18 protein-coding genes are annotated in these 20451 nt (G+C 60.3%); 6 read left to right on the forward strand and 12 right to left on the reverse strand.

The window, feature by feature from the left end:
* The first annotated feature begins 101 nt into the window (after positions 1-101).
* The 3 genes from CCX46_RS11490 to CCX46_RS11500 all read left to right on the forward strand — a co-directional run bounded on the left by CCX46_RS11490 (position 102) and on the right by CCX46_RS11500 (position 3551).
* Positions 102-1598 (forward strand): helix-turn-helix transcriptional regulator, encoded by a 1497-nt coding sequence (locus CCX46_RS11490; protein WP_127926738.1) that lies wholly within the window; start codon positions 102-104, stop codon positions 1596-1598.
* A gap of 137 nt (positions 1599-1735) precedes the next feature.
* A complete protein-coding gene (locus CCX46_RS11495) occupies positions 1736-1993 on the forward strand; it encodes a DUF1652 domain-containing protein (RefSeq protein ID WP_127926739.1) in 258 nt (85 codons plus the stop codon).
* Positions 1994-2951: 958 nt separating this feature from the next.
* Positions 2952-3551 (forward strand): trimeric intracellular cation channel family protein, encoded by a 600-nt coding sequence (locus tag CCX46_RS11500; protein ID WP_127926740.1) that lies wholly within the window; start codon positions 2952-2954, stop codon positions 3549-3551.
* A gap of 124 nt (positions 3552-3675) precedes the next feature.
* On the opposite strand, the gene CCX46_RS11505 is transcribed toward CCX46_RS11500, so the two are convergent.
* Together CCX46_RS11505 and CCX46_RS11510 are read right to left on the reverse strand one after the other, a co-directional pair.
* Positions 3676-4443: an SDR family oxidoreductase gene (locus tag CCX46_RS11505; protein ID WP_034152479.1), complete on the reverse strand. Its 768-nt coding sequence runs from the start codon at positions 4441-4443 to the stop codon at positions 3676-3678.
* Positions 4444-4465: 22 nt separating this feature from the next.
* Positions 4466-5533: a phosphotransferase family protein gene (locus tag CCX46_RS11510; protein ID WP_127926741.1), complete on the reverse strand. Its 1068-nt coding sequence runs from the start codon at positions 5531-5533 to the stop codon at positions 4466-4468.
* A 190-nt stretch (positions 5534-5723) separates the two neighbouring features.
* On the opposite strand from CCX46_RS11510, the gene CCX46_RS11515 reads away from it, so the two are divergent.
* Positions 5724-6119, forward strand: a complete 396-nt coding sequence (locus tag CCX46_RS11515; RefSeq protein WP_007911072.1) for a DUF4280 domain-containing protein — start codon at positions 5724-5726, stop codon at positions 6117-6119.
* A gap of 227 nt (positions 6120-6346) precedes the next feature.
* On the opposite strand, the gene CCX46_RS11520 is transcribed toward CCX46_RS11515, so the two are convergent.
* The 10 genes from CCX46_RS11520 to tssB all read right to left on the reverse strand — a co-directional run bounded on the left by CCX46_RS11520 (position 6347) and on the right by tssB (position 18395).
* Positions 6347-6889: a toxin-antitoxin system YwqK family antitoxin gene (locus CCX46_RS11520; protein WP_127926742.1), complete on the reverse strand. Its 543-nt coding sequence runs from the start codon at positions 6887-6889 to the stop codon at positions 6347-6349.
* Positions 6890-6901: 12 nt separating this feature from the next.
* Positions 6902-8911 carry a type VI secretion system Vgr family protein gene (gene tssI, locus CCX46_RS11525; RefSeq protein ID WP_127926743.1) on the reverse strand — a complete coding sequence of 670 codons (2010 nt, stop codon included), beginning with the start codon at positions 8909-8911 and terminating at the stop codon, positions 6902-6904.
* A gap of 70 nt (positions 8912-8981) precedes the next feature.
* A complete protein-coding gene (locus CCX46_RS11530) occupies positions 8982-9914 on the reverse strand; it encodes a hypothetical protein (protein ID WP_127926744.1) in 933 nt (310 codons plus the stop codon).
* 58 nt (positions 9915-9972) lie between these two features.
* Complete coding sequence (gene tssH / locus CCX46_RS11535; protein WP_127926745.1) at positions 9973-12513, reverse strand: type VI secretion system ATPase TssH; 2541 nt, start codon at positions 12511-12513, stop codon at positions 9973-9975.
* A gap of 2 nt (positions 12514-12515) precedes the next feature.
* On the reverse strand, positions 12516-13541 hold the full coding sequence (gene tssG, locus CCX46_RS11540) for a type VI secretion system baseplate subunit TssG (RefSeq protein WP_127926746.1): 1026 nt from the start codon (positions 13539-13541) through the stop codon (positions 12516-12518).
* On the reverse strand, positions 13505-15298 hold the full coding sequence (tssF, locus tag CCX46_RS11545) for a type VI secretion system baseplate subunit TssF (protein ID WP_127926747.1): 1794 nt from the start codon (positions 15296-15298) through the stop codon (positions 13505-13507). The genes tssG and tssF overlap by 37 nt, the downstream gene beginning before the upstream one ends.
* The gene (tssE, locus tag CCX46_RS11550) at positions 15282-15725 is read right to left on the reverse strand and encodes a type VI secretion system baseplate subunit TssE (RefSeq protein ID WP_127926748.1); all 444 of its coding nucleotides are present in this window, start codon (positions 15723-15725) and stop codon (positions 15282-15284) included. Before tssE ends, tssF begins: the two co-directional genes overlap by 17 nt.
* Positions 15726-15740: 15 nt before the next feature.
* Positions 15741-16238, reverse strand: coding sequence for an Hcp family type VI secretion system effector (locus CCX46_RS11555; RefSeq protein WP_127926749.1), 498 nt, complete (start codon positions 16236-16238; stop codon positions 15741-15743).
* Positions 16239-16340: 102 nt separating this feature from the next.
* The gene (gene tssC, locus CCX46_RS11560; protein WP_007911038.1) at positions 16341-17822 is read right to left on the reverse strand and encodes a type VI secretion system contractile sheath large subunit; all 1482 of its coding nucleotides are present in this window, start codon (positions 17820-17822) and stop codon (positions 16341-16343) included.
* Between the two features lie 30 nt (positions 17823-17852).
* On the reverse strand, positions 17853-18395 hold the full coding sequence (tssB, locus tag CCX46_RS11565) for a type VI secretion system contractile sheath small subunit (protein ID WP_127926750.1): 543 nt from the start codon (positions 18393-18395) through the stop codon (positions 17853-17855).
* 227 nt (positions 18396-18622) lie between these two features.
* Here tssB and CCX46_RS11570 point away from each other — a divergent pair, with 227 nt between their 5' ends.
* Together CCX46_RS11570 and tssK are read left to right on the forward strand one after the other, a co-directional pair.
* Positions 18623-19069, forward strand: a complete 447-nt coding sequence (locus CCX46_RS11570; protein ID WP_127926751.1) for a type VI secretion protein — start codon at positions 18623-18625, stop codon at positions 19067-19069.
* A gap of 46 nt (positions 19070-19115) precedes the next feature.
* Positions 19116-20447, forward strand: a complete 1332-nt coding sequence (tssK, locus tag CCX46_RS11575; protein ID WP_127926752.1) for a type VI secretion system baseplate subunit TssK — start codon at positions 19116-19118, stop codon at positions 20445-20447.
* The last annotated feature ends 4 nt before the right edge of the window (positions 20448-20451 follow it).

The raw sequence follows: 20451 nt of genomic DNA on the forward strand, positions 1-20451 counted from the left end.
GCGATCCCTTGTAGGCGTTGTTGCGCAAATTAATGGCTCGGCACGATCACGGGTGGCTGCGGTCGTACTCTTCACATGGGCGTATCACTTGTGGAGATCCAATGAGCCAGGAAGTCCTGACCACCGAAACCAACCGCCGCCAGTTGCAGCAGATCATCGCCGGGCTGTCCGACGGGGTGATTCTGCTGGAGCTGGATCAGAGCATTCTCTGGGCCAACGAAGCCGCGCTGGCCATGCACGGTGTCAGCCGGATCACCGACCTGGGCCACAATGCCGACGAATACGCCAAAAAATTCAACCTGCGCTATCGCAACAATCACTCGATCACCGCGGAAAACTACCCGATCAGCCGGGTGGCGCGCTGTGAGAGTTTCAATGACGTGCTGATCGAAGTATCGCCGACCGATGATCCGGAACGTATCTGGGTGCACAGCGTGCGCAGCATGATTCTCACTGATCGCGAAGGGCAGCCCGAGTCGCTGGTGCTGATCATGAGCGACGTCACCGACTGGGCCAACGCCGAGCAGCGCTTCGAAAAGACCTTCAACGCCAACCCGGCGCCGGCGGTGATCTGCCGCCTCAGCGACCTGCGCTACATCAAGGTCAATCCCGGTTTTCTCGAGATGACCGGCTATACCCGCGAGCAAGTGATCGGCACCTCGGCCTATGAAATCGACATCTTTGAGCAAGCCGAGAAAAAGGATCTGGCGATTCAGCGTCTGCGCGACGTCGCGACCATTCCGCAGATGCAGGCCGAACTGCGCCTGCCCGATGGCGGCAGCAAGCAAGTGATCGTCGCCGGCCAACCGCTGACGCTCAACGATGAGGATTGCATGCTGTTTTCCTTCGTCGACATGGAGCCGAGGCATAGGGCCGAGGTGGCGTTGCGTCAAAGCGAGGAGCGTTTTGCCAAGGCGTTTCGCTTGACGCCGGTGCCGATCCTGATTTGCAGTGCCGACGAGCAGCAAGTGATCGACGTCAATCAGGCGTTCCTCGAAACCTTGGCCTACGACAGTGAGGACATGCTCGGCAAAACCGTGACGCAGCTGGATTTCATCGATGACAGCGGTGCGCGCACGCGGTTGCTGGCCGCGCTTGAGAAAAACGGTCGAGTGGATCGGGTGGATGTGCGGGTGCGCAAGAAGGATGCGGAACTGCTCGAGTGTGCGCTGTCGGCCGACACCGTGAATATTCAGGACATGCCATGCTATTTGCTGGTGTTGATGGACATCACCGAGCGCAAGCGCACCGAGCTTGAGCTGGTGGCGGCGATTGAAGAGGTGATGAAAGATGCTTCGTGGTTCAGTCGGACGCTGATCGAAAAACTGGCCAATGTGAAGAAGGTCAACTCGCCGCAATTGCCTAGCGTTTCGTTCACTGATCTGACGGCGCGTGAGCGTGATGTGCTGGGGTTGATCTGTGAAGGGCTGGCGGACAAGGAGATCGCGGCGCGGCTGAAACTGGCGCCGAACACCGTGCGAAATCATGTCGCGACGGTTTATTCCAAGCTGGATGTGCACAGTCGCAGCGAGGCAATTGTCTGGGCGCGCGAGCGTGGATTGTTTGCCGGGGATTCGAGCGTTAAGGGCCAGCGATAGGGTGCAAATGCACTAGTTGATCTGGTGCAATTTGAGGTGTTGATGTCGGGCGGCTGTTCTTAGTCTGTTGGGGTGCGGTGCGAGCCTTTTGAGGTTTGTGGTCGCGTCCCTTCGAAGTTGCTAAAGGAACAGCCGCAATGATGAATCTTGTGCAGTTGCGCGCACAGCTTGAGCGTAGTTTTTCGCCGCTGGCGTGTGAGTGTCTGGTCGATGGTGATCATTCGCTGACGGTGAAGCTGTATCACCCGGTGTCGGGGCAGGTGGATCTGGTGATCAGCGGGTTGAAGCTTGATGCGTTGCGTACGCCTGAGGCTGTTGAGGCGTTGATTGAAGAGTTGCGGTATGAGCTTGAGAGCAATTCTTTGCGTTTGTTTCGGGATCCGGATTTGGCTTAGGGCTTTTAGGCTTGGCGGCCTTTGGGCCGACCATGCTCTTGGGGTTTTGGGTGTATATCCGTTTCTTCGGGTGCTGCGGCTGGCGGTTCCGCTCTTACAGCGGGTCACTTTTTCAAACGCCAAAAAGTAACCAAAAGGCTGGGCCCCGGCGTTCGGCCCACTCGCTAAAGCTCGGGGTTCCTTCGTTCCGGGATCGATCCGGGGGCAGCGCCTACGGTTTGCTTCGCTGCACCTCCTCTCGCTGTGTTTGGCTTCGCCAAACGGTCGCTGCGCTCCCACCCCCGGATCAATCCCTCCACTCAGCCTGCCGAAGGGGCCAGCACGGCAAGATCAAGAGCTGCAGCCGAGCTAACGCTCATCCTGTTGAGTGGTGAGGAGCCGAGGCGATGCGAGGTGGGAGGTGCCTTGCTTTTGCTTTTCTGTGGGAGCGAGCCTGCTCGCGAAGGCGGCCTGACAGCCGACCTGTTTTTTGCAGATGTACTCGGTTCCACTGTGGGAGCGAGCCTGCTCGCGAAGGCGGCCTGTCTGGCAAAGCGAATCCCAGCCTGCCAACCCTCGCTGATTCCAACGCAAAATCGACAGCCATACCCCTCCGATCCGGCCGATTCACTGGCGCTTGCGGGGGCCTCGGCTATAAAGAATGAGTGGTCAGGTCTTCCGTGGTCGGTTCGGTCGCGGGAGTTGCTCTTCCATTCATCGCGGATCGTCCTATGAACCCTCTTGGGAAACGCGTGTTGCCGTTGGCTTTTTTTGCTGTGTTGCTGGCGGGTTGTGCCAGTCCACCGCCACCTCCACCGGTAGCGCCACCTCCGCCACCGGAACGTACTTGCCAGGTCCTCGAAAACACCGAGGTCGCCGGTGACGTGTACGCCGACGGGCAGGTTACTCGACACATCACTACAACCCGTTGCGTCACGCAGTAGCGCCGGCGGGGCGTAAGTCCCGGGTTGAGCGGATCGTGCTGGTGGCCGACCTGGTCGGCACGGCGGTGTTTGCTGTCGAGGGTGCGATTGCGGCAATGCGCAGTCAGCTCGATTTGCTCGGGGTGATGGTGATTGCGTTTATCGTCGCCCTTGGCGGCGGGGTCACCCGTGATCTTTTGATTGGTGCGACGCCACCCAATGCCGTGGCCGATTGGCGTCACCCGGCGCTGGCGTTTTTCATGGGCGGGTTGGCGTTTGTCTTTCATGAGCAGGTGCTGGGTTGGTCTGGATCGACGCTGATTGTGCTCGACGCTGCGGGGTTGGCGTTGTTCGCCGTGGCGGGTGCGCAGAAAGCGTTGAATTTCGGCATTACGCCGTTTGTGGCGATGCTGATGGGCACGATCACGGGGGTTGGCGGCGGGGTGATTCGCGACATTGTGCTGGCGCGGATACCGGTGGTGTTGCAGGTGGATTTGTATGCGAGTTCGGCGTTTGTCGGTGCGGCGGTGTTGATCGTTGCGCGCAGGCTGGGCGTTTCGCCGGTAGCGGCGGCATTGCTGGCGGGGGCGGGGTGTTTGACGTTGCGTTTGCTGTCGGTGCATTTCGGCTGGCAATTGCCGAAAGTCATCGCCTGATACAAAACCCTTGTAGGAGTGAGCCTGCTCGCGATAGCGGTGTGTCAGATCATAAATGTTGACTGACACACCGCTATCGCGAGCAGGCTCACTCCTACAGGGGGTTATGTATTTGCTTTGGGGATCAGGACAGGAACCCACCGTCGACATTCAGCGCAACACCCGTGGTGTAGCTCGACGCATCACTGGCCAGGTACAACACCGCACCGGCCATTTCACTCGGATCCGCCACACGCTTAAGCGGAATCTGCGTCAGTGCTTGCTTGAGGATCGCGTCGTTCTTCACCAGTGCCGAGGCGAACTTGGTGTCGGTCAGGCCCGGCAACAGGGCGTTGCAGCGGATGCCGAACTGCGCGCATTCCTTGGCGAAGACCTTTGTCATGTTGATCACCGCCGCTTTGGTCACCGAGTAGATGCCCTGGAAGATCCCCGGCGAGATGCCGTTGATCGACGCGACGTTGATGATGCTGCCGCCACCGTTTTCGCGCATCAGTTTGCCGGCTTCGACCGACATGAAGAAGTAGCCGCGAATGTTCACGTCGACGGTCTTCTGGAACGCGCTCAGGTCAGTGTCCAGCACGTTGCAGAATTGCGGGTTGGTCGCAGCATTGTTGACCAGAATGTCGAGGCGGCCGAACTGTTCCTTGATTCCGGCGAAGACTTGGCTGATCTGCTCCATTTCACCGATGTGGCAAGCCACGGCTGTTGCCTTGCCGCCAGCGGCGATAATCGCGTCGGCAACGTGTTGGCAGCCGTCGAGTTTGCGGCTCGAGACGATAACGTGGGCACCTTGCTGGGCCAACAGTTTGGCGATGGCTTCACCGATGCCACGGCTGGCGCCGGAAACGAAAGCGATCTTGCCGTCGAGGTCGAACAACTGAGTCTTGGACATAAGGGTTCCTTGGTGTGGGCCGTCAGAGGCTCGATTTCGCAATGACTTGCAGGCTCATCTGCTCCAGCAGTTTGTTCATGTGAATGAACTGCGCGAAGCGTTTGTCCTGGGTCTGGCCATGGTAGAAGCGGTAGTAGATCTGCTGCACGATGCCGGCCAGGCGGAACAGGCCGTAGGTGTAGTAGAAGTCGAAATTGTCGATCTGGAGGCCCGAGCGTTCGGCGTAGTAATCGACGAATTCGCGGCGCGTGAGCATGCCCGGCGCGTGGCTCGGCTGGCGGCGCATCAGTTGCACCGGCGCCGGGTCGTCCGCCTCTATCCAATAGGCGAGGGTGTTGCCCAGGTCCATCAGCGGGTCGCCGAGGGTGGTCAGTTCCCAGTCGAGCACGCCGATGATCTGCATCGGGTTGTGCGGGTCGAGAATGACGTTGTCGAAGCGGTAGTCGTTGTGGACGATGCTTGAGGTCGGGTGGTCGGCCGGCATCTTGTCGTTGAGCCAGGCTTTGACCTTTTCCCAATGCGGCGCATCCGGGGTCAGGGCTTTCTCATAGCGCTCGCTCCAGCCTTTGATCTGGCGGGCAACGTAGCCTTCCGGCTTGCCCAGGTCGCCGAGGCCGCAGGCGTTGTAGTCGACGCGGTGCAGTTCTACAAAACGGTCGATGAAGCTTTTGCACAGCGCTTCGGTTTTTGCCGAATCGAGGCCCAGTTCCGGCGGCAGTTCCGAGCGCAGGATGATCCCTTTGACCCGTTCCATCACATAGAACTCGGCGCCGATCACCGATTCGTCGATGCAGTGCACGTAGGCTTTCGGGCAATACGGGAAGCCGTCACGCAATTGATTGAGGATGCGGAATTCGCGGCCCATGTCGTGGGCCGATTTGGCCTTGTGGCCGAACGGCGGACGGCGCAGGACGAATTCCTGTTCCGGGTATTCCAGCAGGTAGGTCAGGTTCGACGCACCGCCGGGGAACTGGCTGATCGCAGGTGTGCCGCTGAGGCCCGGAATATGTGCCTTGAGGTACGGATCGATCAGGCTGGCATCGAGTTCTTCGCCAGAGCGGATACGGGTGGACTGGTCAGTAAGCGCCATGCTTATCCCTTCTGCTTATTTTGGAGGCCAGACATCATTGGCTAATCTAATGGGGCGCTCGGGCGGTCACAAGCGCGGGTCGGTCTTATAGGTTAGCGTGTTGCCGGATAATCACCTTTGGGAATGTGCGCGACGGGCTGCGGCAGACTAAGGTTTAGCGGGTATGCCATGGTCGAAAAGGAGCTTTGAAATGGGCTGTCCGCAAGTCTGTGCCACGGCCACGTTGCAGTGCAGCTTCGGCGCCGCGCCGTCGATGCTCAATGTGTTGCCGGTCAACCGCACGCTGACCGGCGGGATGCCGGCGGCGAACATCATGGATCACATTCCGCTGGTCAACATCCTGCCGTTCGGTGTGTGCATGAGCATGGCCAATCCGATGGTGGCCGCTGCGACCGCGGCCGCGTTGGGGGTGTTGACGCCAATGCCGTGTATTCCGGCGACGGCCACGCCGTGGATTCCCGGCGGGGCGCCGACGTTGCTGTTGGGAGGGATGCCAGCGATCGATGCCAACTCGACGTTGATGTGCAACTGGGCGGGCGTGATCAAGATTGTGGTGCCGGGGCAGATGCAGATGTTGATTCCCTGAACCGCTACCCTCACCCCAGCCCTCTCCCGGAGGGAGAGGGAGCCGACCGAGGTGTCTTTCGTTGTACGTCGACCTGAACGACCGAGTCGATTATTAGCACTGCCACGGCCTATCCAAGGAACGGGTCGATTATGGATTCACTGCATATACTTCACGTCGGTGAACCTCTTCAATATCCCCCAGTCGGTCCCCTCTCCCTCAGGGAGAGGGCTAGGGTGAGGGGCTCTTCAGGCCTGCTGCGGATCCGCCCACTGCCGATACCACCAGCGCACCCGCGAAATCGGCTTGCCATCCGCACCCAATGGCCGCCCGTCCTCGGCAAAACCTTGCTCCGGCTCCAGCAGTTGGCCATTCACATAGCGCGCTTCCACCGCCGGTTTGCCATTCGGATGAAAGCGCTGATAACGCCCCTCACGTACGCCATCGCGATAGAATTCCGCCTCCGCCACTTGCCCATCCGGGAAGTAATTGAACGCTTCGCCATGCAACAACCCGCGCCGATACGTCGCCTTGCGCTGCAGAAAACCTTCTGGCGCATAAAAGCTGGCCACCCCCTGCAGCTTGTCGCGCACAAACGGCATCTGCGCGCAGACCTTGCCGTTGGGGTGATAGAGCAACGACGTGCCTTGCAGCTCGCCCTGGCTGTAATGCAGATCGGCTTGTTTGCGCCCGTCATCCTTGATGTTCAACGGGCCATCGAGTTGACCGTCCTGCAAGCGCCCCTTGAGCTGTTTGTCATTCTGCTGAAGATCCAGCGGTTTGATCGCCATGGCTGCTCCTTGTCAGTTGACCTGCACCAGACCGCCCTTGATGGTCAGCATGCCGCCGCCATCCACGGTCTGCGAGGCTGCGCCCTTGTTGGTCAGGCTGATGCCGGCGTCGTTGGTCAGCGTGGTTCCGGCCTTGTTGTCCAGTGAAGTACCGGCCTGATTGGTCAAGGCCGTTCCAGCCTTGTGGGTGATCGAGGTGCTGGCGGACGTCGCCAGATCGGCGCCGCTCTTGATCGTGAAGCTGCCGCCACTTTGCAGGGTCAGGGTGCCGCTGACCTTGATCGTCAGGTTGCCGTCGACCGTCAGGCTGTAATCACCGGTGACCTTGTCGGTGTAATTGCCGCCGGTGCTGTGATTCTGGTCGGCGCCGACTTTCACCGTGCGGCTGTCCTTTACATCGAGGCTGTCGCTGCCGGTCTGAATCGTGACGCTGCGTTTGCCTTTTTCCAGCGTCACCGTCTCGTCGCCGTCCTTCACTGTGCGGGTGCGCGCGTTCTGCACGGTGAGGGTTTCGTCGTGGCCGACGGTGGCGGTAGTGTCGTTGAGCACGTTGATGTTGAAATCCTTCTGCGCCTGCAAGAACACTTCTTCAGCGTCCTTTTTGTCCTCGAAGCGCAATTCGTTGAAACCGCCGCCACCCTTGGACGACTGAGTCTTGATCCCCGATTGCGTCTGATTGGCCGGGAGGGCATAGGGCAGGGCGTTGTCGCCGTTATAAACGCAACCGGTGACCAGTGGCCGGTCCGGATCACCGTCGATAAACGTGACGATGACTTCCTGGCCGATGCGCGGGATGAACTGCATGCCGAAGCCTTTGCCGCTCCAAGGCAACACCACGCGCACCCAGCAGGAGCTGGTTTCATCGTTCTTGCCGTCGCGATCCCACGGGAACTGCAACTTGATCCGGCCGTATTCGTCGGTCCAGATTTCCTCACCGGATTTACCGACGACGATTGCAGTCTGCGGATGCATGCGCGGCTTTGGCGTCACACGTTGCGGGCGAAACGGCGTGGCTTTGGGGATGGCTTCGAAGCGGTTGCGATAACTGTCGTGGCTGGCGTCATGGGTGACTCGCGTCACCACCCAATCGATGTTCAGACTGGCATCGTCGTACCCTTCGAGGGTGAACCAGTGCCCCGGCACCAGCCATCGACAATCGCTTTCACCGACAAAGCGTTTCTCTTCGCTGCGCAAGCCGTCAACCCGTTGCTTGGTCAGCGCATCACCGCGCGCCTTGGCGTTGTAACCACCCGGATGCTCATAAATGGAACGCGGCCCGGCGACCGCTTCGGCCTGGCCGTAAAGGGAAGTGGTCGGCGTGGTGAACTCGTAATCCGTCGCCCGATAGACCCCGGCGACTGCCTGCAAACAGACTTGGCCCGAGCGGATTCCGTGCAGCTCACGCTCGCCTAATCCCTGGCCCAGATAACTGACTTTTGGCCCGTTGGGGATCGGCACGAAAGCAGCGTTGCTGTCGCCGAGCACCAGCGTGTGCTGGCCATCGTCGTGGGTGAAAAACCAAAAGATGCCTTCTTCCTCCAGCAGCCGTGAGACGAAGGCGAAATCGCTCTCGCCGTACTGCACGCAATATTCGCGCGGCGTGTAACTGCCGGTCAGCGACAGTTTGAAATCGCTGAAGCCGTGGGCCTTGAAGATCGTCGTGACGATGTCGGAAGTGGCAAGGTTCTGGAATACGCGGTTGTTGCTCGCAAGCGTCAGCCACCAGAGCCATGGCCTGAGCAGAAGCTGATAGCGCTCGGCGGTGGCATCGGCGGGCAGTTGGCGGATTTCGGCGACCAGCGCATCGAAGGACCGCAATTGCGCGTCATTGTGCAGGGTGGTGGTGACGTGTGTGGCGACGGCGCTGGTGAGGGTGAGGGATGCGCCGTCGTTGAGGCCGCTGAGGATCTGCGAACCGAGCCCATTGAGGGCTTCTTCACCGCACAACGACTCTGGATAAAGCGCCGACAGCGAAGTGGCGGTAAGGGAAAAGCTGGTGCTGCTGTCGGTGGAACGGGGCATACGAGTATCTCTTGATCGTTTAACTCACGAATATGTTGTTTTTTCGAGTTCTAGCCACTGAGCAAATGAATTACGGGAGTGATACCTCTGTGTCGTCAGTAAATTGAGATATATCGGTAATGGTTTGTTCTAAATAAGCCATCATCTCCGAACGGGCGGCCAACCATTTGGATTGTGCTGCAGCGATAGCCTTATAGGCTTCGTGGGTATTAGTAAGGTTGACAGTAATTGAGGCGAGGAGTCTCTGATAATGCTTGTTGCCACCATCCGTGGTTTTGGTTAGTTCCATCTTGAGTGTGTTGAATTTTAAAAGGGTCTGGGCTTTGCTGTTTTTAACTATGTTTTTATTTTCTATGCTGGTGAGTCTGCTCTTCCAGTCAGCTTCCATTGATACCAGTTGTTTTGAATAGGCGGAGTTTGAACGTGCTCGAGAATTTGGGTGTTGATTCGAACTTTGAAGTTTTGAAGCGTTTCCGTCTGATGGAAAGATCGCTCTGGACTGTTTTATGCTGGGTGGTGTTGCAGTGACGCTTGACTGGTCGAGACCAGATAGTTCGTTGGAAATGGTGCCGTTAAGATGTTTGAGTATCATGTGAGGATCCAGCATCGAACTGTTGTTTCGAGTATTTGTCAGTGACCATCCGGGGAAAAGATTCATCGGTTCATATTCGTAGATCGAAGAAAGCTTATACGGTTTATCACCCCAGTGAGGCGTTACCATGGAGTTGCCAATGTTGTAGCGCGCCGCACTAACTATGCCCTCGACATTTTCATATGCTGCGCCTGCGTAGAGCAGAAGTAGATAGACAAGGTAGATTCGTGAGTATGTGTTATCCAGTCTTTCGTTGGCCGCGTCGAATATCGTATTGAGATCGGTATCACGAATTTTGTGTCTTTTTTGCAGTGCGCTTGCCAGTCCGCCTTCAACTTCGTTTGCGTGTTGCACCATCGTGCCTGCGCATTCGTGCAGGTATAAATTGAAGGCTTGCGTAGACATAGTCATTTTGCAGTTCTCCTATTTGTTTAATTTCAGGACGCTCGGAAAGGTGATGAGCTACACACTATTCCAGCACCCACTCCGCCAACTTCCCCGTCACCTGCGTCATCAACACATTCTCGACATCCCGCGCACCCGCCGCGCTGCACTTGGCGAGCACCGCTTTGACAATTCCCGAATCAAACTCGAACTGTTTGCCGGTCGCTGCCTTGTAGCGGCCACGCAACTTCTCAAGCTTGGCGAGCACAATCCCTTCCAGCGTCGCCTCATCCAGCGGCCGATAGGCAACCACGGTCATGCGCGCCAGAAACGCCGGGCGGAAGGCTTGCAGCAGGACCTTGTGCAGGGCTTCGTTGAAGGCTTCGGAGCCGAGTTGTGCAACCGGCGTATCAAGTAGAAGCTCAGCGCCGACGTTGCTGGTGGCGAGCATCACGGTGTTCTTGAAATCGACCACCAACCCGGTGCCGTCCTCCATCAAGCCCTTATCGAACACGTTGTAAAACGCCTCGAGCACATCCGGGTGTGCCTTCTCGATCTCATCCAGCAACACCACCGAATAGGGTTTGCGCCGCACCGCTTCGGTCAGCACACCGCCGCTGCCATAACCGACATAACCCGGTGGTGCGCCTTTGAGTTGGCTGACGGTGTGGGCTTCCTGATATTCCGAAAGATTGATGCTGATCAGGTTGCGTTCACCGCCGTACAACGCATCGGCCAGGGCATAAGCGGTTTCGGTTTTGCCCACGCCCGTGGGGCCGACCAACAGGAACACACCGACTGGTTTTTGCGGGTCGGTGAGTCCGGCGCGGTAGGCTTGCAAGCGTTGTGCGATGGTATTGAGCGCGGTGCTTTGGCCCATCACCCGCTGGCCCATGCGCTGGCCGAGGGTGCGCACAGCGTGGGCTTCGTCGGCAAGCATTTTGCCGACGGGGATGCCGGTCCAGCCGGCAATCACGGCGGCGACGGTTTTGGTGTCGACCTGTTCCGGCACCAGTGGATCGTCCTGACGAATCGCGTCGAGTCCGGCCTCAAGGCGCAACAGCTCGGCGGCGAGATGATCGATGCGGCTGTCGGTGGCTTCATCGGGTTTGTCGCTGTCGGCACGTTCGCTCAAGGTCAGCAGTTCACGACGCGTGTCGAGCAGTTCGCGTACGGCTACGCGCTCTTCGCCCCAGCGGGTTTCCAGTTCGCGGATGGCTTGCACATTGGTCTTCGATTCACTTTCCAGCAGCGTGATGCGTTCGCGGTGGTCCAGTCCGGTGGCCTGTTCGCGGCGCAGACGGTCGACTTCTTCTTTCAGACTTTGCTGGCGGTGGCGCAGGCTCTCCAGCGGCGGCGGCACATCATGCTGGCCGAGGGCGACGCGGGCGCACGCGGTGTCGAGCACGCTGATGGCTTTGTCCGGTAACTGGCGGCCGGAAATGTAGCGGTGCGAGAGCTTCACCGCTTCATGAATAGCGGCATCGAGCACCTGTACGCCGTGGTGCTGTTCAAGTTTGGCGGCCACGCCGCGAAGCATTTCCACGGCAGTGATTTCGTCCGGTTCTTCAACCTGCACCAGTTGAAAGCGGCGGGCGAGGGCAGGGTCTTTCTCGAAATATTTTTTGTATTCCATCCACGTCGTGGCAGCGAGGGTGCGCAACTCACCCCGAGCCAGCGCCGGTTTCAGCAGGTTGGCGGCATCGCTGCCACCCTCGGCACCGCCAGCACCGATCAGGGTGTGGGCTTCGTCGATGAACAGGATGATCGGTTTGTCGGCACTGCGCACGGCGTCAATCACGCCCTTCAAGCGCTGTTCGAATTCACCTTTGACCCCGGCACCGGCCTGCAACAGACCGAGGTCGAGCACCCGCAGGCTGACTTCCTGCAACGACGGCGGCACATCCCCGGCAGCGATACGCAGGGCCAGGCCTTCGACCACGGCGGTTTTACCCACACCCGGTGCGCCGACCAGAATCGGATTGTTTTGCCGACGGCGCAGCAGAATGTCGATGCACTGGCGAATCTCACCGTCGCGACCCACGATCGGATCAATGCGCCCGGCATGCGCGTCGGCCGTCAGGTCCTGGGTGTATTGATCGAGCACCGAGTCCCGGCGTGGGGCTGAATTGGCCGATGAACCCGGACGCGCACCGACGTGTTCACGAGAGTTTTCCGTCCATTCCAGCAGATTCGCCCTGAGTGCTTCCTTGGGAATCCGCAGCAACGACGAGGCGCTGTTGAGCAACAAGCTGCGGCGCTCATCGCGATCGATCAACGCCAACAACAGCAACCCGGAACGAATGCTGTCGAGCCCCAGCACACTGGCCTGCACCACTGCATCTTCGAGCAAACCGAGGGTGTGCGACGACAGCGCCGGCGTGCGCGTACTGCCCGCCTTGAACAGGTCCAGCGCCTTGTTGATCTCCGCTGTGAGCGCATCACGTTCCAGGCCGAAACGCGGCAGCAGAAAAGCCAAATCACCGCCCTCGATGTCGAGCAGTTCCAGCAACAGGTGTTCGATCTCGACAAAGTGATGGCCGCGTTGCAAACAGCGCTGCGCGGCGCGTTCGAGGGCGCGACGGTTGTCCGGGTTGAGGCGTCCGATCAGGCTGGCCAGTTCCATGTTCAGGTGATCTCCAGCTGACGAAGGCGGGTTTCGATGGTTTGCACGCCGAGGCTGGCCTGACGCTGCAAACCGCCGTTCCAGCTCAGCAGAACCGGGGTCTGGCGAGCGAGTTTCAGCGGCCCGGCCCCGCGCACCCGCAGCACCAGTCTGACGTCCAGATCCGGGCCGAAATACAACCCGGCGAGGCTGGCCAGTGCCGGGTGTGATTCGCCATCCGGTAGAAAGCGCGCCGCCTGTATCGATGGCAACGGCCCGAGGGTCAGGCGAATGCCGGCGTGTTCATCCCAGACCCGCGTGCCAGCCACGGCGCTGCGGCCCAGTTGCAAGTTGCGTCCACCCGGTTTGATCACGCTGCGGCTGGCCGGCGGGATCTGTCGCCAGGCACCTTCGTAAGCGCTCAATTCGACCGGCACGCCAAACTGCTCCCGGACAATCGCGGCGAACCCCGCCAGTGAGCGACGGCCATCGGCAAACAACGCCGTGCACGCGAGCACGGCGCAGTCGGGAACAGCCTGGCGCTCCTGCAAAGCCTTGGGCAGCAAACCGGTCAGCGCGCGCAATTGCGCCTGCACCGGCGAAGCCCCCGGCGTGACAAAACCCAACGCGACCCGGTGTTTGCGCATCACTTTGTAGAGCAGGCTGAGCAAGCGGTGCTGGAACAGATCGAGAAACGCGGCCGGTGCATGATCCTTGGCCCGCGCCCGTTGTTGCAGCCAATCCTGATAGGCGTAGGGGAGAGGGCCGTCCGGGCCGCCGAGACCGAATATCGGTGTGTCGAGTGTCAGCGGTTCGCCAGGCTCTTCGTGCAGGGCTTCGATCTGGCTGGCGGCAAACGCCGGTGTCAGTGGCCCGCGCAGTTTCAGCGCTTCGGTCTGCGGCGAGGTGCCGCTGCCGAGTAGATCGGCCTGCGGCTGCTCGCGTTCGAGCAACAGCAACGCCTGCAGCCATTCGAAGGCCTGCGGCTCACGGCGCAGGCGTTGGCTCAGGGTCAGAGCGACAGGGGCATGCCGGCTTGGGGTTGCCATGCCTTGACCTCCTTGTCGGACTGCATCAGGACGGTGCGCACAAAGCGATTGGCCGTGGCGTACAGGGAAAAGAATTGCGCCAGCACCGCCGAAAACAGCACCGCGCTGCTGCCGACAAAGTGCTGCGGATCAAGCTGCAACTGCACTTCCAGACCATTGCGCCAGCCGCGCCAGGCATCGGCGCCGACATGGCCGATCACCCGTTCGCAGCTGAGTTGCAGCAGACCTTCGATCTGTCTCAAGGCGCTGGCCTCATCGCGCAGATTGTGTAAATGCAGAATCTCTTTCAAGGCATCCAGCGCCTGCGGCCCTTCGACCAGCGATAGATGATTGAGGGTCAGTTGCGACACCAGACGCCAACGCGAATCACCGTCCAGCCGCGGCAGACTCTGTGCGCTCGGCGAATTGCGCAGGCGTGCCCAGGCGACCGGGCCGGGGCGCTCGAAGCCCAGCGGCGTACCGGCCGGCAGACTTTGCGCCAGATACCGGTTGGTGCAGAGCAACTCGGCGGTAAGGCTGTAGTCGGGCAGGTCGGTTTGCGGTTCAAAACGGGTGTCGACCACGCTCACCAATAAATCACTGCCGAGGCGGTTTGGCGTCATGCCGTTGACCCGTCGTGCATGCCAGTAGCGCTGCTGGTCGCCAGCGCTGTGCTGGCTGCCGTAATACGCCGGCAGGCGCTGCACGCCGGTGCGGGTACTGGCGCGCATGCCGCGAATGCTGTGGATCTCGACGCTGTTCTCGCGGTGGCTGTCGGCGATCAGTCGATACTCGCTGCGCGTACCATCGGGACGCAGCGGTTCGGAAGTCCGTGGGAAGAGGTTGATCACCGGCGCGCAGCCCAAGGTGATGTCGCTGGCCTGCAAGTGCAGGCGGCTAGCGGGGGCACGGTCGAAAACGATGTACAGATAGAGGGTCTGACTGTCGCTGGAAACTCCGCGCAACGGCAGATCGAAAAAGTGGAATTTGTCCGGGAAAGCAAAATACTCGGCCAGCAAGCGCATGCCCGGGTGGACACCGTCTTCATCCGGCAACAGTGCTTCGTCATCGCTGAAACCGACGATGTTCGGCAAGCCTTTCAGCACCGTCGGAACACTGCCCGGCGACCCCGCCAGCACCTGCACCGCATGCGCGCCGAGCAGGTCATACAGGCAGGCATTGACCACCGGTGACGCGGCCAGATGGATGCGCAGTTGCTCAATGCCCAGATCTGCCCATTGGCTCTCGCCCAGGCAACGCAGGCTCAAACGCAACGCCGAGCGCGCCTGCGCGACGCCGGTTAACGCCTGGGCTTCATCGCTGCCCAGCAGCAGTGTCTCGCTGACTTCGATCGGCCATAAACGAACGGCGGCCGAGGTGCGAAAGTGAATGCTCTCGCCTTTGCTGGTGGTGACGAATAACGGCGTATCACGGGGCAGGGTATAGCCGTCGTCGAGGTTGCCTTTGCTCGGGTCCGGCTCGAACTGCACGATGGCGCAGGACGGCAACGGCCGCATCGCCAACGGATAGAGTTGTTCGAGCAACGCATCGCTGAACTCGGCGTAGTCGTCATCCAGGCGCCGTTGCAGGCGTGCGGCGAGCAGTGCAAAACCTTCCAGCAAACGCTCAACGTGGGGATCGGGGCATTCGCCCGGGGACAGTTCCAGGCGCCGCGCGACTTTTGGATAGCGTTCGGCAAACTGGCTGCCGGCGTGACGCAGCCAGGTCAGTTCGCGTTGGTAGTAGTCGAGCAGTTGCGGGTCAATCGAGTCGCTCATGGCGCACCTCCAGCCCCTCGCCGCCGGGCTCGATGACAAACGCCACCGGCCAGTGCTGCTGGCCGCTGCGCAACTCGCCGAGCAAGCGAATGCTCATTCGCTGCGGATGTTCGGGTGACGGATTGACCTGAACTTCGCCCAACAGCAGGCGCGGTTCAAAATGACTGATGGCTTCGCGGATGTCTCGCGCCAGCTTGCGCCGATCATCGCTGCGCTGCTGTTGCAAGGCGCTCCAGTCGGCGATGCCGTAGTCGATCACACTCGCTGGCGTGGTCCGTGTGAGTGGGCCACGGCGGGTGTTGAACAGGCGCCCGAGCTCGGCGTGCACCGAGTCGAGCAAGTCCTGCCGATCGAATGCGCGCGGGTTCTCGGCCTCGCTGGACGCGAGGCGTTCGAACAGCGGTGCGCGCATGCCGGTGCCTGCCATGGCCAGGACGCCGGGTTAGCTGACAAGCTTGTTGGCGGCCAGGTCCCAGGTCGACGCGGCGGTGCCTTCCTTGGTGCCGTCGTCTTTCTGCGCGGTGAGTTCCCATTTGATCTTGGTGAAGTTCAGCGACACGGTTTCCACCGGTTTGCCACCGGTGCCGCCGCTGACGCTGACGTTGGACAGCACCACGTTGGTGAGGGTGTAGACGATGAAGGGCATCAACTGCCCGCTGCCCTCGGCGGCGTTGCGGCCGATGGTGATGACCGCTTCGGGGATCGGTTTGCCGGCGCAGCAGTACTCGTTGAGCGAGGGTGTCGAGCTGTCGACGAACTTGGTAACCGTGAATTCACCGATATGCGGTTTGCCGGAGGTGCGCTCCGAGTTGCTGACGTCGTTGGTGACTTGCATTGCCACATTGTGGCTGTAGGACATGACTTCGATCTTGTCCGCAAAACCTTCGAGCAGGCTGTCGCCTTTGATGTCGCCGCCGAGGTCGAGAATGATTGCATCCATCGCTTGAAACTCCTGAAGAAATTCACATTAGGCAAGTGGGCTGAACACGGAGCCCGTGGCGAGGGGATAAATCCTCTCGCCATCAGGGTTTTCTCTGGAGCTTTAAGCGGCAACCGGCGGCGGCAACGTCGCCACCAGACGGATCGACGCGGTCAACTCTTCCAGCTGGAAGTGCGGCCGCAGGAACACCGTCGCCCGGTAGGCGCCAGGCTTGCCGGCGACTTCGGTGACGTCCACCCGCGCTTCACGCAACGGGTACTGCGCCTTGATTTCCTGCGGCGCGTTGTCGTTGATCAGCACGTAGTCGGCGATCCAGTTGTTGAGGTAGGTCTGCACGTTGTCGCGGGTCATGAAACTGCCGACCTTGTCGCGCATGATCACCTTCAGGTAATGGGCGAAACGTGACGCAGCGAGCACGTAGGGCAGCATCGCCGAGATTCGCGCGTTGGCATTGGCCTCGTTGGTGTTGTAGACCTTGGATTTGTTGGTGGTCTGGCCACCGAAGAACACCGCCACATCGCTGTTTTTCTTGTGGCACAGGGCGATGAAACCGAGGTCGTTAAGCTCTTTCTCGCGACGATCGGTGATCGCCACTTCGGTCGGGCATTTCAGCGACAGATCGCCGGAACTGGTGCGGAAGGTATGCGCTGGCAGACCTTCCACCGCGCCGCCGCCTTCAGCGCCACGAATCGCCGCGCACCAGCCGTACTTGGCGAACGCTTCGGTGATGCGTTGCGACAGCGCCCACGCGGCATTGCCCCACAGGTATTTGCTGTGGTCGGTGCCATTGACGTCTTCGACGTAGTTGATGCCTTCCACTGGCGAGGTGTCCGGGCCGTAGGGCAGGCGCAGGAGGAAATGCGGCAGCACCAGAGACACGTAACGCGAATCCTCGCTCTCGCGGAACGAGCGCCACTTGATCAGTTCCTGGCTCTCGAAGACCTTGGACAAATCACGCGGCACGGCCAGTTCGGTGAAGCTGTTCATGTCGAACAGGCGCGGGCTGGCGGCGGCAATGAACGGCGCGTGGGCCGCGGCGGCGACGTTCGACAGTTTCTCCAGCAGGCCGATGTCCTGCGGGTGCCGGCCGAAGGTGTAATCACCGACCAGCAAGCTGAAGGGATGGCCACCGAAGGTGCCGTATTCCTCTTCGTAGATCTTCTTGAACAGCGCGCTCTGGTCGAATTCGACGGCTTTTTCCAGGTCGTTCTGCAACTCTTTCTGCGTGACGTTGAGCAGGCGCAATTTCAGCCGGGTGCTGGTTTCGGTGTTCTGCACCAGCAGGTGCAGACCACGCCACGAGGCTTCGAGTTTTTGCAGATCGGGGTGGTGCAGCACCTCGTTGAGCTGGGCGCTGATCAACTCGTCGATCTGGCTGATACGGTCGTTGATCATCGCCACGGTGTCCTTGTCGATGGCCATGCCTTCGTCAAGCACCTGGGTGGCGAATTCCGCGAGCATGTCGCGGGCGTAATCCTGCTGACTGTCATCGTGGGCCATGCGGCCGTCGAGAATGATCTGGTCGAGCAGGGAAAGTGTCTCGGTCGTACTGTCGCTGGCTTGTTTCTGAGCTGAAGCGGGCATGGCGAATTCTCCCCTCGATTAAGTGGACGATCAGGCTTGCGGTTCGGCCGGCGCCTCGGCATCAGCTGCCGGGGTAGCGGTGTCTGGGCGGGCCGATTTGATTTCCTGCAGGCCTTCGGTGTTGGCGATGACGTCGCGCAACAGCTTGTCCAGGTCATCGTTGCCGTCGAGTTTGGTCAGCAGATCGCGCAGGCGCTGGCGGGCCTCGAAAAGGCGCCGCAGCGGCGTGACTTGCTCCACCACCTTGACCGGGTCGAAGTCGTCGATGTGTCTGAAATTGAGTTCGATGTTGAGCTTGCTGTCGTCGCCGCTGAGGGTGTTGTTGACCTGCAACGTAGCGCGCGGACCGATCGAGGCGAGTACGTCGTTGAAATTGTCGCGGTCGATTTCGGTAAAGCGCCGCTCAGTCAGTTTTGCCAAAGGTTCAAGTGGCTTGCCCGACAGATCGGCGAGAATCCCGACCACCAGTGGCAGTTCCTTTTTCTCGATGGCATTGCCGATTTCGACGTCGTAGGTGATTTGCACTCGGGGCGGGCGCACCCGGTCGAGCTTGTGCTGAGTACTTTCTGCCATGTCGGCGGACTCCGATGCGATGAGCGGGCGCAATGCATCGGGGAGGCCCGTTCATCGCTTTCCCTTGCTGGACCGTAGGTTAGAAAGGGAGGCAGATGACCTGTCGTTCCTTTGACAAACCTTCTTGATTCGGCTGTAGGAACCGAACTACCCAAGACGCTAGAACAGGTCTATAAAAATGCAAGCAAAAACATTTTTGGACAGGTTCGCGAAAAGGAAAATTCATTTTGCGTAGACGACTTTTTCTAACACTGCTGTTGGCGTCCCTGGCCGGTTGCTCACTCTTCGGGCCGAAGGTCGACCTCGACAGCCTGACCCTCGACGTCGCGCCCAAAGCCAACGACGACACGCCGATTGCCGTGGACTTCATTGCGGTCGCCGACCCCGACCTGCTCAAGCAATTGTCGGGCATCAGTGCCAGCCAGTGGTTCGCCGGGCGCGAACAGTACCAACGCGACTATCGTCAGTTGATGAGCGTGTGGGGACTGGAGCTGGTGCCGGGGCAATTCATCGACCGCCAACCCTTCCCGTTGGGGGGCAAGAAGGCCGCTGGACTTTTGGTCTTCGCCAGCTATACCACACCCGGAGCACACCGCTTGCGCCTCGACGATCAGAGTGAGGCGTGGCTGAAATTCGACAGCCGCGAGATGAGCCTGGTCAACGCCGAACACTGACACACCACCGCTGCCGCCGGATTGCGGCCTTGTCGAAGGGAGTCGTATGAGTCTGCTACCTGACGCGGTTTGCTGGCACGAAGGCATGCAATTGCTGCCACAGCATTTTCAGTTGCAAGGGCTGCGAGCCGAAGCGCTCGGCGCGCATCTGGCGCAGGCGTGCAATCCGTGGTTCTGGGGTGTCAGCCATATGGAGTTCGATCCCTCGGCGCTGAGCGCTGGCGTGGTGCGCGTCTTGTCGCTGCAAGGGACGATGCCCGACGGCTTGCCGGTGGATTTGCAGGCCGGAATCGGGCCGGCACTGGAACTGGATGTGAGTGCGGCGATCGATGCCACCGACGATGTCACTGTCACCGTGTACCTGGCGATCAGCCCGATGTGGCGTGCCGGGCAGTTGCTGCCGCTCAAGGGCCGCTTGCAATCGGTGGTGGGTGACGCACTGCCGGATCTCACCAGTGGTGAATTTCCTGAGTCGATCACCGTGTGGCGACCTAATCCACGCCTGTGCACGCAACTGAACAAAGCCGATTCGATCTGCCTGCCGTTGCTGAAAATCCGCAAGGAGGGCGGCGGCTTCTTGCCGCTGACTTACACCGCGCCAACACCGCTGCTGCTGCCGGAGTCAGCGTTGGGGCGACGCATCGCCGGCCTCTGCGCGCGGGCGCGGGAGAAGTGTCTGTTTCTCGGCGGCCGTTTGCGCCAGGCGCAACAGGCTGGCAATCAGGACGACGCGCTGGAAATCCGCCGGCAGTTGACCGCGTTGTGGGCACGCCTGCCGGAAGTCGAAGGCGCGCTGAGCAGTCGCGTTGCTCATCCGCAGTCTCTGTATGTGCACCTGCTCGGCCTGGCTGGCGCCTGGGCGGCGCTCGATCCGCTGGCCGGTGTACCAGCGTTTGCACCGCTGGATTTTCTCGAATTGCAGCGCGGTTATGACGCGGTGCTGCAATGGCTGGAAACCACCCTCGAACTGATCCGCGCCGGCTACCGCAGCCTGCCGTTCGAGCGCGGTGAGCACAGCTTTTCCATCCAACTGCCGGACGAGCAGCCGAGTCAGCGTCTGGTGATCGGTCTGCGCATGCCCAACGGCGCCAGCGAACAAGCGGCAATTGACTGGTTACGTGGCGCGATAATCGCCTCGGCGCCGCACATTGCGCTGCTCAGTCGTCAACGCATGAGCGGTTTGCCGCACCAGGTCATGAGCCGCAGCGAACAGGTGGCCTACAGCGTCGGCGAGGAAACGCGGCTGTTTGTGATCACGGCCGAAGGCACGTGGTTCGACGCGCAACTGCCGTTGGTCATTGCGGCACCGGCGGCGAAGCTGACCAGCAGTCCGTGGCAAGTGGTGCTGTTTGTCGCCCAGAACAGTGAAAGTGCCTGATCAC

The sequence above is a fragment of the Pseudomonas sp. RU47 genome, from assembly GCF_004011755.1.
Taxonomy (GTDB): Bacteria; Pseudomonadota; Gammaproteobacteria; order Pseudomonadales; family Pseudomonadaceae; genus Aquipseudomonas.